At 63.0% G+C, this 14982-nt stretch carries 13 protein-coding genes and 7 pseudogenes; 6 read left to right on the plus strand and 14 right to left on the minus strand.

Features of this window, described 5'->3' with window-relative positions; genetic code table 11:
- Nucleotides 1–26: 26 nt before the first annotated feature.
- The 8 genes and pseudogenes from J8I87_RS10525 to J8I87_RS10560 all read right to left on the minus strand — a co-directional run bounded on the left by J8I87_RS10525 (nt 27) and on the right by J8I87_RS10560 (nt 9283).
- On the minus strand, nt 27–2204 hold the full coding sequence (locus tag J8I87_RS10525; protein ID WP_209931391.1) for an FUSC family protein: 2178 nt from the start codon (nt 2202–2204) through the stop codon (nt 27–29).
- A 16-nt stretch (nt 2205–2220) separates the two neighbouring features.
- On the minus strand, nt 2221–2739 hold the full coding sequence (locus J8I87_RS10530; protein WP_209931392.1) for a MarR family winged helix-turn-helix transcriptional regulator: 519 nt from the start codon (nt 2737–2739) through the stop codon (nt 2221–2223).
- A 343-nt stretch (nt 2740–3082) separates the two neighbouring features.
- Nucleotides 3083–3496, minus strand: coding sequence for a hypothetical protein (locus J8I87_RS10535; RefSeq protein ID WP_209931409.1), 414 nt, complete (start codon nt 3494–3496; stop codon nt 3083–3085).
- A gap of 84 nt (nt 3497–3580) precedes the next feature.
- Complete coding sequence (locus J8I87_RS44610; RefSeq protein WP_245253834.1) at nt 3581–4063, minus strand: hypothetical protein; 483 nt, start codon at nt 4061–4063, stop codon at nt 3581–3583.
- Nucleotides 4064–4255: 192 nt separating this feature from the next.
- Nucleotides 4256–4579: a DUF4148 domain-containing protein gene (locus tag J8I87_RS10545; protein ID WP_209931393.1), complete on the minus strand. Its 324-nt coding sequence runs from the start codon at nt 4577–4579 to the stop codon at nt 4256–4258.
- A 703-nt stretch (nt 4580–5282) separates the two neighbouring features.
- Nucleotides 5283–7868: a bifunctional aconitate hydratase 2/2-methylisocitrate dehydratase gene (acnB, locus tag J8I87_RS10550; protein WP_209931410.1), complete on the minus strand. Its 2586-nt coding sequence runs from the start codon at nt 7866–7868 to the stop codon at nt 5283–5285.
- A gap of 313 nt (nt 7869–8181) precedes the next feature.
- Nucleotides 8182–9107: pseudogene (locus J8I87_RS10555) on the minus strand (efflux RND transporter permease subunit); the annotation flags it as partial.
- Nucleotides 9104–9283: a hypothetical protein gene (locus J8I87_RS10560; RefSeq protein ID WP_209931394.1), complete on the minus strand. Its 180-nt coding sequence runs from the start codon at nt 9281–9283 to the stop codon at nt 9104–9106. The gene J8I87_RS10560 and the pseudogene J8I87_RS10555, both read right to left, overlap by 4 nt.
- Nucleotides 9284–9363: 80 nt before the next feature.
- Between J8I87_RS10560 and J8I87_RS10565 the strand changes: the two genes are divergently transcribed.
- Nucleotides 9364–9606, plus strand: a complete 243-nt coding sequence (locus tag J8I87_RS10565) for a hypothetical protein (RefSeq protein WP_209931395.1) — start codon at nt 9364–9366, stop codon at nt 9604–9606.
- 100 nt (nt 9607–9706) lie between these two features.
- Here the strand turns inward: J8I87_RS10565 and J8I87_RS10570 are convergent, their stop codons facing one another.
- Nucleotides 9707–10021: a DUF4148 domain-containing protein gene (locus J8I87_RS10570; protein ID WP_209931396.1), complete on the minus strand. Its 315-nt coding sequence runs from the start codon at nt 10019–10021 to the stop codon at nt 9707–9709.
- Between the two features lie 146 nt (nt 10022–10167).
- A complete protein-coding gene (locus J8I87_RS10575; protein WP_209931397.1) occupies nt 10168–11052 on the minus strand; it encodes an SGNH/GDSL hydrolase family protein in 885 nt (294 codons plus the stop codon).
- Nucleotides 11053–11432: 380 nt separating this feature from the next.
- Here J8I87_RS10575 and J8I87_RS10580 point away from each other — a divergent pair, with 380 nt between their 5' ends.
- Nucleotides 11433–11834: a hypothetical protein gene (locus J8I87_RS10580; protein ID WP_209931398.1), complete on the plus strand. Its 402-nt coding sequence runs from the start codon at nt 11433–11435 to the stop codon at nt 11832–11834.
- Nucleotides 11835–11901: 67 nt separating this feature from the next.
- Here J8I87_RS10580 and J8I87_RS10585 read toward each other — a convergent pair whose 3' ends face one another.
- The gene (locus J8I87_RS10585; RefSeq protein WP_209931399.1) at nt 11902–12093 is read right to left on the minus strand and encodes a hypothetical protein; all 192 of its coding nucleotides are present in this window, start codon (nt 12091–12093) and stop codon (nt 11902–11904) included.
- Between the two features lie 460 nt (nt 12094–12553).
- A pseudogene (locus J8I87_RS10590) lies at nt 12554–12864 on the minus strand (DUF4148 domain-containing protein).
- A gap of 363 nt (nt 12865–13227) precedes the next feature.
- On the opposite strand from J8I87_RS10590, the gene J8I87_RS10595 reads away from it, so the two are divergent.
- Nucleotides 13228–13461 (plus strand): hypothetical protein, encoded by a 234-nt coding sequence (locus J8I87_RS10595; protein WP_209931411.1) that lies wholly within the window; start codon nt 13228–13230, stop codon nt 13459–13461.
- Nucleotides 13422–13579 (plus strand): annotated as a pseudogene (locus tag J8I87_RS10600) (type VI secretion system baseplate subunit TssF); the annotation flags it as partial. The gene J8I87_RS10595 and the pseudogene J8I87_RS10600, both read left to right, overlap by 40 nt.
- A gap of 5 nt (nt 13580–13584) precedes the next feature.
- Here the strand turns inward: J8I87_RS10600 and tssG are convergent.
- Nucleotides 13585–14040, minus strand: a pseudogene (gene tssG / locus J8I87_RS10605) (type VI secretion system baseplate subunit TssG); the annotation flags it as partial.
- 58 nt (nt 14041–14098) lie between these two features.
- A pseudogene (locus tag J8I87_RS44615) lies at nt 14099–14251 on the minus strand (type VI secretion system baseplate subunit TssG); the annotation flags it as partial.
- Between the two features lie 45 nt (nt 14252–14296).
- Here J8I87_RS44615 and J8I87_RS44620 point away from each other — a divergent pair.
- A pseudogene (locus J8I87_RS44620) lies at nt 14297–14494 on the plus strand (type VI secretion system baseplate subunit TssG); the annotation flags it as partial.
- 73 nt (nt 14495–14567) lie between these two features.
- Nucleotides 14568–14897 (plus strand): annotated as a pseudogene (locus J8I87_RS45950) (transposase); the annotation flags it as partial.
- Between the last annotated feature and the right edge of the window lie 85 nt (nt 14898–14982).

The following is a 14982-nucleotide window of genomic DNA, read 5'->3' on the forward strand; positions in this document are numbered from 1 at the left end:
ACAGAATAAGTAAGGTTGACGGGGCATCACGCAGTCTCCTCCTTGAGCGGCGGGTTGCCGCCTGACGCGCTGCGCGGCGGCGCGAGCGACAGGCGCATGCCGACGAGCGCATGCAGCGTGTCGCGCAGCCAGCGTTCGCCGGACAGCGCGGGCGCCCGTCGTTCGCCCGCGCCCTGCAACTGTGCCTGCACCTCTCCCTGCGCCGGGGCTGTTCCTGGCTGCCCCGGCTGCGTGCCGCCTTGCGCCCGCTCGATACTGCGCGTCGTCACCTGTGCGACAGCGGCATCGATCGTATCGATCAGCGCGGGCGGCACGGGCTGGCGATTGCGCCGCGTAATGCATTGCTCGAAATACTGCCGCACACCCGCCAGCACGTCATCGATGGGCCCATGCAAGTCGCTTGTCAGCTTGCGGCGTGTGCGCCGCAAGTCCAGCGCGTTCAACGCGACGCGGAAGTCGCGAAAGCTTTCGATCGACGGATGGCGATGAGAATCGGTTGCGGCCTGGCGCGGCAGCAGTTGCATCAACCGGTCGAGCATGCGCGAGTACAGATCGCGCTGGTCCTCGATCGCGGCCGTCGACGCGCTCGTCACGACATCGGCCCATGCCGAGCGCGTCAGGCGCGCGGCCGCGAGTTCGGCGCCGAACGGCCGCGTCGCGAGCGTCCAGATGAAGGCGAACAGCAGGCCCGCGACGCCCGCGAGATTGCTGTTGATAAACACGAAGAAGTCGGCGTCGTAGGCGCTCTGGATGCTGATGAACGTGGCCGTGTTGACGGCGACGAGCATCGTCACGAGATTGAACTGCGGGCGCGGAATCAGCGTGCCGATGATCAGGAACGGACCGGCGAAGATCAGCACGAGCATCGCGAAGTCGTGCACATGCGGCAGCACGACGAACACGTAGAGGCCCGCCAGCACGACGCTCGCGCAGGTCGACAGGAAGAACTTGAAGACCGCGGGCGCGGGTTCGTCGAGCGCCGCGAAGAAGCAGCACGACACGGCCGCGAGCGTCACCGCGCCTGCTCCGTCGTTCCAGCCGGATGTGATCCATAGCCCGCACGCCACCATGATCGCGCCGACGGCCGACGCCGTCGAAAACAGCATCATCCCGCGATCGAAAAAGCGCTCGGTGCCGCCCAACCGCCAGTGACGAAAGCGCGGGCGCCACAGGGCCGTCTCGTGGACGATGGCCGCGCGCAGGCAGCGGATGTCCTGCCAGACGTCGATGACCTGCCCAAGCCGCCAGAGCGCGTTCGACAGCAACGCGCCGCCCCAGTCAGCGAGCGCTTCGGCAGGCGGGCGCAGCGCGGCGGCGCGCTCGTGCAGCGCTTGCGCCTCGAGGTCCGGCTCGTCCGCGTGTTTCGCTTCGAGCGCGGGCGACCTGATCCACTTCGCGACGTCCGCGAGCAGCGCTTCGACCTCGGGGGGATGCGCGCCGCGCTCGCGCATCAGTTCGATCAAAGGATCGGCCATCGACGAAATCAGCGGCAGGAAGATCTGCATGCGCCCCTGCAACGCGCGCGCGCGGCGCACGATGTCGGGGCGGGTGTGGTCGTACGTCAGTTGGCTCAGCAGGATTTCCAGCCCGTTGACGGTCGCGGCGAGCCGCTGCCGCGCGGCCGAAATGGGCGCGCCCGCGATGCGGCCCGACAGCGTTTCGCTCGCGTAGAACGCGGCGTCGCGGAACCAGGCGTCAGTGCGTTCGATCAGCGTCGGCGCGAGGCGGCTCGGAAACACGACGCTGCCCACGGTGCTCGCGACCACGATGCCGAGCAGAATCTCTTCCGTGCGCGTGATGGCGAGATCGAAGACGGCGGTTGGATTGGTGACGGCGGGCAGCGCGATCAGCGGCAGCGAGTAGCCCGCGAGCAGGAACACATAGCTGCGCGCGGAGCGGTCGTTCATCGACAGATAGAGCAGGGTGCCCGTCCACAGCGCGACGATCGCGCTGAACAGAAACGGCGACTCGACGAACGGCGGCACGATCAGCACCGCGCCCGCCGCGCCGAGGGCGGTGCCGAGCGCGCGGTACAGCGCCTTCGAGCGCGTCGCGCCGACGAACGGGTTCGAGACGATATAGACGGACGCCATCGCCCAGTAAGGGCGCGGCAATTCGAGCGCAAGGCCGATATACAGCGCGATCATCGCGGCCGCGAACGTCTTGGCGGAAAACAGCCAGTCGCGGGCTGAAGGATAGACCATGGCGGTTATGCGTCGCTCATGTCTTGCGCCGGCTGTCCGATCCCGCCGGGATGGAGCGGACAGGCGCGCCGGACGCCCCCTTGCTGCCGGGCGCAACCGTCGCATCCAGCGATGCGTTGAACGCGTTGAGCACGCGCAGCGTCGTTTCCAGATCCTCGCGGCTCACGCCTTTGAGCACGCGCGCGCGCAGTTCCATCAGCCGCTCTTCCATGCGCGCGGTGACGGCGCGGCCTTCGTCCGTCAGCGTGATGGTCTTGGCGCGTTTGTCGTCGGGGTCTTCGTCGCGGCGCACGAGTCCCGCCGCGCACAGCTGATCGAGCAGGCGCACGAGCGACGGCCCTTCGATGCCGACGTGTTCCGCGAGCGTCACCTGGCGCACGGCCTCGCCCAGACGGTTGGCCGCGAGGAGCGGCCCCGCGCAGGCCTCGGAAACGTTATACGCGGACAGCACGCTATGGCTCGTGCGGCGCCAGCGGCGCGCGGCGAGAACCAGCGTGCTGCTGACCGAGCGGCGCAGAAGGTGGAGATTAGCCATGGGGCGGGATTGTATGTCGGTTTTGGTTCGTTAGCATCCTATCGACCTGGACTTTTTAAGGGAATGCTTCAAAATTTTCTTTCGGTATGTTTTGGAGGGTGAGCGCCCTCAAAGGCTGCGAAGGGCAGCGATGGGGAAGCAAAGCGGACCGCGGTGAAGCAGCTTGAGGCAGGGATGTTGCGGGAGCTTGACGGATCGAGAACTGACTGGCGAGCGCGGCCCGAAGTGTGGGATATGAGTCGAATGAGCCCGATCGCAACGCGAGTTCGCCGGCCTGTCGCGAAACGGCTGCGCGGGACGCGATCGACGGCCGCTTGCGCGTGAGATCAGCGCTTCGGGGAGATCATTCTTCGCACCGAACGTCCTGCTTCCGGACGACGATGATCACCGGGTAGGTGCCCCGTTCGAGCTCAACGCGGGCGACGACGGCCATCGTCGTGCTGTCGATATCGTCGTACACGCTGACTTTTTCATTGCGCAGGTTGGTGACGCCCATGCACGCCGACGTGCGGCCCTCGTCGGAGATCTGGCAGTGAAGCTCGTTGTCCGCCAGGTAGCGGAATTTGTCTCTGTCGGGCGTCGCCAGGTATTCACGAAAGCTCTGCATCGATCCGCCGACGCCCGTCACATACCCAATCGCGCACTGCTGGGCGCCGCTGCCGCCGCCCCCTGCGGTGTCGGCCAGCGCGGCCGTGCTGGTGGCGAGGCTCGCGGCGGCGATAGCCGCCGCGAAGGTCGATGCAAGAAGGTTGATCATCGCGCAGTTCAATGCTGTCGGATCGAAGTGCTGGATTGTAATGGCATCTCGCGCAACGGGTCGGTAAACGGAGCACGCGCGCCTTCACGTGGACGATAACGCTTCGTGCCACGTCGGGCGAAACTTCTGCACGGCAGGCGACATGTACGTCTTCCTGCGATAGAAGAGCCTCAGCCTGCTTTCGAATATCGCCGTCTCATAGGGAAGAGCGACGAGATCGCGGCCCGCATAGGTCTGGAGCATCGGCTCCGTGGATTCACGCCTCGCGCCCGTCAGCCCGCAACTGATCCTGTGCTTCATTGCCGAGAAGGCATTGGGGTTGCCGAAGTCATATTGAAACGCTGTCGTGAGCAATCGAACTATCGAAGTGGTTATCGGGAATGGCGTCGCGACCATCTGGCTGAACAGCCGGCCGTGCGTGACGCTCTCAATGAAATCGTGATTGGAGAACTTGATGAGGCATTGACGGAACTCGGCGCGAATGACGATTATCCGTGCCGTCGTGCCGTCGTGCCGTCGTGCCGTCGTGCCGTCGTGCCGTCGTGCTGGCGGGTCGCGGAAAGGCATTCTGCGCGGGCGCCGGGTGCGGCGACGGAAGTGATCGCCGTGTCGTGCGGGCGTCACGCAATGTCAGGAAACGCTGCGTACGGCGCAATGGGCTGCGCCCGCTCGATCAAACGAGGCGGGCCCAAGCCCTATCTTTACGGCGCCCGGATTTGTCGCGCCGAGCAGCAGAGACTGTCGAGGTTAGCGAAACGCCTATTCTCCGCCAAAGTAAATCTGGCGCAGCTCGTCGCCGGAAGCCGGACGTGTCGTTGCGCGTGACCCCGACGAAGATGAGCCCGAAGAAGTGCCCCCATAAGCTGTGGCTCCGTTGGCCGCCGACACTCGCGCCTCGGCCGCCTGAACGTCTACCGGGTAATTCGGATCTTCACCTTTCGCAGGGTCATAGCCCGCCTGTTCGAGTTGTTGCAACTCGGCACGCACCTGCGCTCGCGTTGGCGCCGCGTCGGTCTGTGAGAAGGCAGTGAGCGGCAGTGCCAGGGCCGACACTGCCGAGATTGCGAAAACGAGCGATTTCATGATGAGCTCCTTTTGATGTCCGTGCCACCGTAGGCGTGCTGCCGGCCCGCGACATCCATGCTGACAAACTTCTAACGCTGATATGCCGGCCCAGGCCCGATGAGATGCGCAACGCAGTGCGCTATTGAACGCACCGGCATTAACAAGACGATCAGGAACGCGGACAACGTAACGGCTTGTCAGCAAGCTCCTGGGCGAAACAGATGTGGTGAATTCTTAAGGCCACACCTGACTTACGCGTGGCTTTCGGTGTGCGTGCAGAGCGCACGAGGGAGTCACGCAAGGTGATACGACGCAAGTCCGCTTTCTATTCCCGAGTTTATGTTTTTTCTCGTTCGGGCCAGGCATTCCGCGATGAATGCAGTTTCGGCAACATTTGAACGGCAGGTAGCCGGCGGCCGCGAAGTACTCGTATAGGGCAACCGGACGCGTACTCAGTTTTAGTGTGCGCGGTGGCTTGAATCATTGTGCTGCGACGGCCTTACGCGTCATGTTTTTGCCAGCCTTGGCAGGCCACTGTGATCGGATCCCAGCGGACGATACGGGAGAGCACAGGAAGCCATTCAGCGACAGCCCTTTTCGTGAGGCTGTCAAATGATCCCACTGCGGCGTAGTGCCCAAAAAAAACGCCGCGGGCATTCAGCCCACGGCGCCATTTCGTGGCGCTACGGCGAAAACAGCACGCCGTAGCCCGACAGCACGCTTACATTTCCACGGTGTCGGCGACTTCCTTGAAGTCCTCGATCTGGTCGAAGTTCATGTATTGATAGATCTTGTCGCCGTTGGCGTTGATCACGCCGATGTCGGCCATGTACTCGGCTTTGGTCGGGATCTTGCCCAGGCGTGAGCAGATCGCCGCCAGTTCCGCCGAGCCGAGGTACACGTTCGTGTTCTTGCCCAGGCGGTTCGGGAAGTTGCGGGTCGACGTCGACATGACCGTCGCGCCTTCGCGCACCTGTGCCTGGTTGCCCATGCACAGCGAGCAGCCCGGCATTTCGGTACGGGCACCCGCGGTGCCGAACACGCCGTAGTGACCTTCTTCCGTCAGCTGCTTCTGGTCCATCTTGGTCGGCGGGGCCACCCACAGCTTGACCGGGATGTCGCGCTTACCTTCCAGCAGCTTCGACGCGGCGCGGAAGTGGCCGATGTTGGTCATGCACGAGCCGATGAACACCTCGTCGATCTTGGCGCCCGCAACGTCCGACAGCGTCTTCACGTCGTCGGGATCATTCGGGCAGGCCACGATTGGCTCGTGGATGTCGGCGAGATCGATCTCGATGACGGCTGCGTACTCGGCGTCGGCATCGGGCGACAGCAGTTGCGGGTCGGCCAGCCACTGCTCCATCGCCTTGATGCGGCGCTGCAGGCTGCGCGGGTCCTGGTAGCCTTGGGCGATCATCCACTTCAGCAGCGTGATGTTGCTGTTGAGGTATTCGATGATCGGTTCCTTGTTCAGGTGGACCGTGCAACCGGCGGCCGAACGCTCGGCGGAAGCATCCGACAATTCGAACGCCTGCTCGACCTTCAGATCGGGCAGGCCTTCGATTTCGAGAATGCGGCCCGAGAAGATGTTCTTCTTGCCCTGCTTGGCGACCGTCAGCATGCCTTGCTTGATCGCGTACAGCGGAATTGCGTTGACGAGATCACGCAGGGTCACACCCGGCTGCATCTTGCCCTTGAAGCGGACCAGCACCGACTCCGGCATGTCGAGCGGCATCGTGGCCGTGGCGGCCGCGAAGGCGACCAGACCCGAACCGGCCGGGAAGCTGATGCCGATCGGGAAGCGGGTGTGCGAGTCACCGCCCGTGCCCACGGTGTCGGGCAGCAGCATGCGGTTCAGCCACGAGTGGATCACGCCATCGCCCGGGCGCAGCGCGATGCCGCCACGGGTGCTGATGAAGTTCGGCAGCGTCTGGTGAGTCTTCACGTCCACCGGCTTTGGATAGGCGGCCGTGTGGCAGAACGACTGCATCACGAGGTCGGCCGAGAAGCCCAGGCATGCCAGGTCCTTCAGCTCGTCGCGGGTCATGGGACCCGTGGTGTCCTGCGAGCCGACCGAGGTCATCCTCGGTTCGCAGTACGTGCCCGGTCGCACGCCCTGGCCTTCCGGCAGGCCGCAGGCGCGGCCGACCATCTTCTGGGCCAGCGAGAAGCCCTTGCCGCTGTCGGCCGGCTGCTGCGGCAGGCGGAACAGCGTCGACGGCGCGAGGCCCAGCGCTTCACGTGCCTTGGCCGTCAGTCCGCGGCCGATGATGAGGGGAATGCGGCCGCCGGCGCGCACTTCATCGAACAGCACGTCGGACTTGACCTGGAACTCGGCGATCACTTCGCCGTTCTTCAGAGCCTTGCCTTCGTATGGGCGCAGTTCGACCACGTCGCCCATTTCCATCTTCGACACGTCGAGTTCGATCGGCAGCGCGCCGGCGTCTTCCATCGTGTTGTAGAAGATGGGGGCGATCTTGCCGCCCAGACACACGCCGCCAAAACGCTTGTTCGGAATGAAGGGGATGTCTTCACCCGTGAACCACAGCACCGAATTGGTGGCCGACTTGCGCGAGGAGCCGGTGCCGACCACGTCGCCCACATACGCGACCAGGTGGCCCTTTTCCTTCAGCGACTCGATGAACCCGACGGGACCACGCTTGCCGTCCTCTTCCGGCGTAATGCCGGGACGCGCGTTCTTCAGCATCGCCAGTGCGTGCAGCGGAATGTCCGGGCGGGTGGTGGCGTCGGGGGCCGGCGACAGGTCGTCGGTGTTCGTTTCGCCTGTCACCTTGAAGACGGTGATGGTCAGGCTTTGCGGCACTTCCGGACGGCTCGTGAACCATTCGGCGTCGGCCCAGCTTTGCATCACCGCGCGGGCGTTGGCGTTGCCCTTGTCGGCCAGGTCCTTGACGTCGTGGAACTGGTCGAACATCAGCAGGGTTTTCTTCAGCGCGTCGGCGGCCACGGCGCCGACTTCGGCGTCCGACAGCAGCTCGATCAGCGGGGCGATGTTGTAGCCGCCGAGCATCGTGCCGAGCAGTTCGGTGGCGCGCTCGCGCGAGATCAGCGCGCAGGCGGTCTGGCCTTTGGCCACGGCGGCGAGGAAGCCCGCCTTCACGCGGGCGGCTTCGTCCACGCCTGCGGGCACGCGGTTGGTGATCAGGTCGAGCAGGGTCTGCTCTTCGCCTGCGGGCGGCTTCGTCAGCAGTTCCACCAGATCGGCGGTCTGCTGAGCCGTCAGCGGTAGGGGAGGAATGCCGAGCGCGGCGCGTGCGGCTACATGAGCGCGAAAGTTTTCAAGCATGGGAGACCTGCTGGTATTACGTTTCAGGGGAGGGCTTTTCAGGCACGCCGAAGCTGTTCCGGCCACTGCTTTGATCGCGATTCTAATTGTAATGCCCTGCTACGTCAAATGTCTTATGTCTTATATAAGAGTTGACCGCCCCGTTCGAGGCCGCCGTGAACGCTGCACCAGCACGAAAGCGGTCATCCCGAAACGGCGTTTGGGATGACATCATGACGTTCAGGCGCCGTTCATTTCCCTGTGCGCAGCGACGATCTCGGCTTCATCCCCGGGCATGTCCTTGTCCTTCTGCATGTCGGCCGTGGGCTTGCGGGATGTGGTCGGAGATCTGCAGCGAGTTAGCGTTGGGCTGCTGGAAGATGATGATCTGCACCGCCTTCTTGCCGTCCATGCTCGCGCGCAGCGCATACTCCGACGCGCCCATTTCGACGCGCGAGACATCGCCGAGATGCGTGACGGCGCCATCGGGCGAAGTCTTCACGATGATGCGGCGGAATTCTTTCTCCGACTTGAGCGCCCTTGCGCGTTCACGCTCAGTTGCAGCGGGACGTTGCTGGTCATCGGCGCGCCGCCGACGATGCCGGCGGCGACCTGCACGTTCTGCTCGCGAATCGCCTTGACGACATCGCTGGCCGTCAGGTTCTGGCTCGCCACCCTGGTCGGGTCGAGCAACACCCGCATTGAATAATCGCCCGAGCCCCACAGCACCACTTCGCCGACGCCGGGTACCTGCGCGAAGCGGTCCTTGATGTTGATCAGCGCATAGTTGCGCAGGTAGGTGAGGTCGTAGCGATCGTTCGGCGACACGAGGTTCACGCCCATCGTGAGCGTGGGCGACGACTTGACCGTGGTCACGCCCAGACGCTGCACGTCTTCGGGAAGACGCGGCAGCGCCTGCGACACACGGTTCTGCACGAGTTGTTGCGCCTTGTCCGGATCGGTGCCGAGCCTGAACGTGACAGTTGTCGTCATGTTGCCGTCGCTGTTGGCCTGCGACTGCATGTACAACATGTTCTCGACACCGTTGATCTGCTCCTCGACGGGAGAGGCCACCGTCTCGGCGATCACCTTCGGATTCGCGCCGGGATACTGCGCGCGGATCACGACGGAAGGCGGCACCACTTCGGGATACTCGGCCGTGGGCAGCTTCGTGAGCGCGATCAGACCCGCGAGCAGGATGACCACGGACAGCACGGCCGCGAAGATGGGCCGGTCGATAAAGAACCTGGATATGTTCATGATGAGCCTCTTGCCTGTGAGGCAGCCGGTTTCGCCGCATCGGCCATGTCGACGAGATGTGGCTTTATGGTGTCGTAGCGGCGCGCGCACATCAGTCCGTTGACGACGATGCGCTCGCCTGGCCCGAGGCCCGCGTCTGGCACGCGCAGGTTGCCGCGTCTGAGCTTGCGTGACATCAATTGGATTCCTTAATAAATGTCGATGATTGAGATGACGGTTTGCGCGCTGCTACGAGCCACGCAGCGTTGGAGGAAGTATGGATCTCGCCTTCGATAAAGCCGGCTTCAGTGGTTTCTTTGTCGCGTCGAAAGCGCCAACGCCGGACGCTTCGCGCGTGTCAGACCGTGACCGGTTCTTCAGACGAAGCCGGTGCGTGCAAGCCGTCCGCGTGCAATGGATCGCATCGCGCGAAGCTGTTCATGGTCCCGTCGATGGGTGCGCATCTGTCATTCAGGCGCGACGGCGCGCGAGTGGTGTGACGCAAATTCTCTTCTTTTAATCAGGCGTCTTCGCCGACAGTTTTGTCTGGAATTTGCGTTTGTTTTACTGCACGTGGGTGCACGGTCGCCTTCGAGGGTGGAAATCCCTTCGAGGCTTTTTCAGTTGCCGAAGTAAGTCGAATGCGGCCCGGTGGGACCGGCTGCCACACGATTTCCCGAGTGACTAGCACCGTTGGCGACCGAGCCATAGCCACTTGCGTCGCCATTCTGAATAGCGACCTTCGCTTCGGCAGCCTGAATGTTCTGCGGATAGTCATCCGGATTGGCCGTCGCCGGGTTGTATCCTGCCTTCTCCAGCTGCACGAGCTCCGCGCGAACCTGTGCGCGTGTGACCCCACTGTTCGGTTGGGCGAACGATACGACGGGAGCAACGATGATTGCAGCGAGTGCCACGGCCCTGATGAACGACTTCACGATTTACCTCCAGAATCTTGCTTTCGGTTATCACGGTGTTCCGTAACCATCAAAAAGATTCTAGCGATCGCCAGATACAGGGTAAACGCCTACATTGCCAATTTTATTTTGCGGGATTTAAGACAATGCGACACCCAGCGGATCTTTCAAATGCGATGCGCAAACCGCGTGGCGAGCGCGGCCCTGAAACGGGCGGCGATCTTGGCGAAACCCGCTCCGGTGGGATGCAGTTCGTTGGCCCAGTCGCCTGGCGCGAGCGTGCCTTGCGTCTCGACCAGCACCATGTTGTGGGTAGGCTCGCTGGCCAGCCGCTGCAGCATCGCGCGGAACTGGGCGAGGATTGTCTTGACGATCAGCGCGCCGGGCGCAAGGCCTGACCAGCCACGATCGACGAGAGACGGACGCAGCCACGGTCCCGCGAGATGGCAGGCCGCGATGCCCGTGGGAATTGCAAAGTCGTACGCGTGCACGAAGATCGGCGCGTGAGGCGCGCACTGGTCGCGGATGCGGATCAGGTCGAGATAGGCGCTCTCGACCACACCGAAGATGTCGCCGAGGCGCTGGATGTTGACGCCCAGCGCAGAATCGTTGCCGACGGCGCTCGCGTCGTTGAGCCAGAAGCGGAACTGGTCGCCGACGACATCGTTGCCGCCGCCGGAAAAGAGCAGGGCTTCGATGGGGCCATTGGCGGGATCCTGTAACTGGGCAATGAGGCGGTTGCGCTTGGTCACGCCTAGCAGCGTCGTGGTCGCGTCGCTGTAGTGCGCCAGCTTGAGGATCATCGGAGCGGGTTCGCCCGCAGTCCTCAGCGCCTGCAACACGTCCGTGGGGTGAAGCGGATCCGGCAGCGGGTAGTCGAACCAGGAATCGCCGTCGCCGACGAGGATGAGCGGCGCGGGAGCGCTGGCGCCCCGGGCATGCAGCGCTTTCGCCCGTTGCACGTCGTGCTGGTGCGCCTTGATGCGCGCCTTCAGATCCTGCTGGATCTGCTCCTGCCAGCTCTCATAGTGGTTGTTCGCCGGACCTGTCATGGTTTCTCCGTTGCGCCTGCAGGGAGTGCGCCGGTGCGCGCGCGTTCAGGGAGTCATTGTACTTTCGCCGTCGCCTTTGTCCGGGGGAACGTGTGAGAAAGCAGGAGGACCCGTCGGGGCAACGCGCGCATTGGCGGCTGGCATTTGCACGCGGCTGTGCGGACGCATCGCCGATGGCGAACTGCTGCGTCATCAGATCAGAGGCCACATCGCGCCCTAACGGCTTATGGCTGCTTCGAGTATTCCGTGCCCGGCCTCGACACGTAGCCGCAGCGCTATGACGTCAGCAAACCGCGGATCGGCGGCGTGTAGCAAGCAGCATCGATCGGGGCAATGCCACTAAACTATTAGTGTCGGCATCGTCCGCAGAGATGTCCATCATGGCAATCGAATTCAAGGTTTCCAACTACGCGCTCGTCGAAAGGGCGACATATGTCACTGTCGACGGCGCCAGGCATGCAATCGTGCGTGCGGATGCCTGGTTCGACCCGCTCGAAACTGCGAACGCGCCTGCGCCGGGTGGCAAATCGCTGTCGGTCGCACCGGGAAGCGTCATCAAGGACAGGGGTAAATTTTACGGCGCCAGAACGGTCAAGCTTTCTCCCCATCCGAACCAGCCGGCCTGTCGCGTAGCGGTGCACAGGGCGATTTACTACCCCGCGGATCAGGTCACACTCACCGCCGTCACCAGGAAGAAGCATCGCCCGAGCAGTTCGGCGCATCGCAAAAGCCGTCGAGGCAAGGTTGGCGTGGGCGGCATGCGCACCGGGTCGCACGGCTGACAGCGCGCGGGCCGGGTCGCAGCTTCTCTAAACGGTACGCAACCCTGACGGCTCGTGAAGCAGGGCGCTAGAAACCGACGCCCACGCCCACACCCACACCGCCACCGAAGCTGCCACCGCCGACGCCGACGCCAATGCTGGGACCTGGCGCGTAATAGCCTGGACCGTCTCCGTAAGCCGGGTAGCCGTTGTACGGCTGGGGGACGGCACATCCCGCAACGCCCGCGGCCAGAGCCAGTATGCCGAACAGTCTCATCATGATCGCCCTCCCGCGCATCGGTCGCATAGCAAGAATTTTAGTCCGCAGCGGTGAGTCCGGCGCAAAGCCTATCCGCTTGCGCAACTGATGTCAGATACAGAAACGCGGGCGCCGACGACCTCGATCATGCAGATGCAGCAGAACGTTGCGCCGTTTCGTGCAGGCGTCGCGTCGAGCGAGCCAAGGCCGCCGCACGGTTCCAAGCGGGCAGTTCGATGCGGACCTGCCAGCATTAAGCGAGGCAGCATTAGCCGTGCCGCGACGAAATGATCGTTCGAGTCTCTGGGCGAAGCCATCGAACGTGAAGCGCCGAAAGCGGAGGTATTCGATATAACTGTGGCCCGCTATCGGGCGTCCCCGCTAGCGAGCCAGTGCCTTAAAGCGAGGCGTGCGCGCTCAGAGCGCTGCTCAGACCGGATACTTCTTTACAGCATACGGGCTGTGCGCCTGAAGCCGCCCATCAGGGACGGTTGTACATTGCGTTCCACTCCGCTTTCGATACGGCCGGGCGTCCCGCCTCTGACGAACCATTCATACCACTACCGTAACCGCTGGCTGCGCCGTTTTGCGCGGCCACCTTGGCTTCGGCAGCCTGGATGTCGGCGGGGTAGGACGGGTCTTCGCCGCGAGCCGGGTTATATCCAGCCTTCTCGATCTGGATCAGTTCGGCACGCACTTGCGCACGCGTGACGGCGCATTCGACTGCGCGAACGACACAGCCGGAGCAACGAGTGCGGCGGCAACGACGACAGCTTGAATAAGGGATTTCATGGCGACTACCTCCAGACCTTGTCTTGTCCAGCTACGAACGGACCTGTTCGTAATCCAGTGACCACAGTCTAGGTAAGCAGGCTCGTAAGATTAAGGCACGGTTCTGGAGGAGATTGTTGTTGAATGTGGGAAACCCGGGGAATGGTGACGTCATGGAGAATCGGCCAGATGTATATGAAAGTCCGCGTCGAAGGGATTTAATCCCTACCGTGCAGTTGACCGCGCGGGAGAGACAGTCGATTTCCGGCTCGCCCCAGGCGCGATCTCGCTGCGGCCAACGCAACGAAAGCGATCAGGAGTCGAGGCCTGTTCGCGAAGCAGTTCGGCACTCCAAATTATGCAGCGCAAGGCGGCTTCTGCCCGATGAACATGGCCGCGGGCATGATCTATACGATGGGCGGTTCGTTCTGGGAGTTCGGCGGGCTCGATCTCGACCGCGCGAAGGAATCTGACAAACGTTTACCGCTTTTAAATTCTCAAAAATTGCATCGGCATGCTGATGGTGTTAAAAATTGCCGACGGCGTTTATACGTACAACGAATTAGAGTTATTTTTGAATGGATCCGCGGCTGCTGGAGTACTACAACCATGAATTGATCTATATGCGGAACTCGCGGGGGAGTTCGCGCAACAGCATCCCAAGATCGCCGCGCGCCTAGGCATGCAGGCGGGCGAAGTGGGGGATCCGTATGCAGAACGCCTCGATGATGCGTTCGACACATAGTGCGACAGGGTCGCCGCCATTCCATCGGGATTCCGGGCTTCGCGAATCAGATGCGGTGCTGCGGCAAGCCGTGCGTGCGACGGCAGCGGCCCCTGCCCGATCTCCCTGACGTCATGGCCCGTGAGACTCGCGATGTAGAACGTGAACTTCTCGTGACCGGGACGATCGAGTCCGGCTGTCGCCTGCGCCGTTGCCCACGCCCGGTAGAAGATCGTGAAATAGCGGTGATGGAATAGATCCAGGAAGCGGCTGAGCGTCGGATCGTGCCGCAACTCCTCGCGCTCCCGTGCGATCTCTGTCACGTGGATGGGCAACGGACCGTTGGGACCGAGCATGCCCAGCCCGAAGAGCCGGGCTTTCAGACGCCCGTGCTCCACGGCCACGCGGGCAATCTCGCTGGGCGCGAACGCCAGGTACGGCAACTGGCCCAGCCGGAACGGTTCGGTCTGCGGAAGCGAATGCCCGCACCCATTCGATCAGGCGCAGCAGTTGCGTGCCCTGTGGCGTAAAACGCAGGTACTCCCTCAGATCGAGCGGTCCGATCACGATGCGGAACTTGCACTGCCGGTCCGGAATATGGTCCCCGAGCATCGCGTTCACGCCCATTGTGGAAGACGCGCCGGGCAAACCCAGCCGGCTTTGCCTCTGCAAAGGCCGCTCCATCCAGTTAAATACGTACTCCTCAATGCGCACGGGCACGCGAAAATCGTTGGCGAGGAGATACGGTGGGAACTGGAACTGCAGATCAGGCCGCAGAGCGCGTCGCCCGCCGTGCTCGAAGGTGAGCAGCAGCTTGGCTGGTCGGGATGGCTGGGCGAGTCGCCAACCCATGTGCCCGTGACAGGCATGCGCTTCGAGCCCGAAGGCTACGCGGCGCAACTGAAGCGGATGCTGAAGCCCGACTGATGAAGGATATGGCGTGAGCAGGAACACAAAAACTTCGCAGAACGCGGCGAAGACGGTTGCCGTTCATGGCTGGATGAGTCCTGTCAGCGACGAGGCGCCATGCGGCGTGGACCTTGAATACGACCCGGAGTTCGTGGTGCTGGGCGCGAAGGTCGTCTGGCAGTGGGTGGAAAACCCGTACTGGCAGGTGTTCACCGGCGAAACGTACCTGCAGACCGAGCCGCCGGTCGACCCGTCGAGCCTGACGCGCTGGCGCAAGCGGCTAGACGAAGCCGGCATTGAAGAGCTGCTGGCCGAGACGATTGAAGCGGCAAAGCGCGCAGGCGTGGTCAAGGCCTTGAGTGTGAAGCGCGTGATTGTAGACACGACAGTCATGCAAAAGGCGATTGCCCATCCAACTGACCTGCCGTGGAATTTTCGGACCAGCTGAAACTTGAGAGAATGGCTTCCAACGGAGAAAGGAAGTCATGAAGAAGAGCCGGTTCACC

The sequence above is a fragment of the Paraburkholderia sp. LEh10 genome, assembly GCF_017814945.1.
Taxonomy (GTDB): Bacteria; Pseudomonadota; Gammaproteobacteria; order Burkholderiales; family Burkholderiaceae; genus Paraburkholderia.

Excerpts from the sequence above, each read along its gene's own strand:
- J8I87_RS10525 (WP_209931391.1), bottom strand. The coding sequence starts at position 2,204 with ATGGTCTATCCTTCAGCCCGCGACTGGCTGTTTTCCGCCAAGACGTTC.
- J8I87_RS10530 (WP_209931392.1), bottom strand. The coding sequence starts at position 2,739 with ATGGCTAATCTCCACCTTCTGCGCCGCTCGGTCAGCAGCACGCTGGTT.
- J8I87_RS10535 (WP_209931409.1), bottom strand. The coding sequence starts at position 3,496 with ATGATCAACCTTCTTGCATCGACCTTCGCGGCGGCTATCGCCGCCGCG.
- J8I87_RS44610 (WP_245253834.1), bottom strand. The coding sequence starts at position 4,063 with ATGCCTTTCCGCGACCCGCCAGCACGACGGCACGACGGCACGACGGCA.
- J8I87_RS10545 (WP_209931393.1), bottom strand. The coding sequence starts at position 4,579 with ATGAAATCGCTCGTTTTCGCAATCTCGGCAGTGTCGGCCCTGGCACTG.
- acnB (WP_209931410.1), bottom strand. The coding sequence starts at position 7,868 with ATGCTTGAAAACTTTCGCGCTCATGTAGCCGCACGCGCCGCGCTCGGC.
- J8I87_RS10560 (WP_209931394.1), bottom strand. The coding sequence starts at position 9,283 with ATGTCACGCAAGCTCAGACGCGGCAACCTGCGCGTGCCAGACGCGGGC.
- J8I87_RS10565 (WP_209931395.1), top strand. The coding sequence starts at position 9,364 with ATGGATCTCGCCTTCGATAAAGCCGGCTTCAGTGGTTTCTTTGTCGCG.
- J8I87_RS10575 (WP_209931397.1), bottom strand. The coding sequence starts at position 11,052 with ATGACAGGTCCGGCGAACAACCACTATGAGAGCTGGCAGGAGCAGATC.
- J8I87_RS10580 (WP_209931398.1), top strand. The coding sequence starts at position 11,433 with ATGGCAATCGAATTCAAGGTTTCCAACTACGCGCTCGTCGAAAGGGCG.
- J8I87_RS10585 (WP_209931399.1), bottom strand. The coding sequence starts at position 12,093 with ATGATGAGACTGTTCGGCATACTGGCTCTGGCCGCGGGCGTTGCGGGA.
- J8I87_RS10595 (WP_209931411.1), top strand. The coding sequence starts at position 13,228 with ATGAACATGGCCGCGGGCATGATCTATACGATGGGCGGTTCGTTCTGG.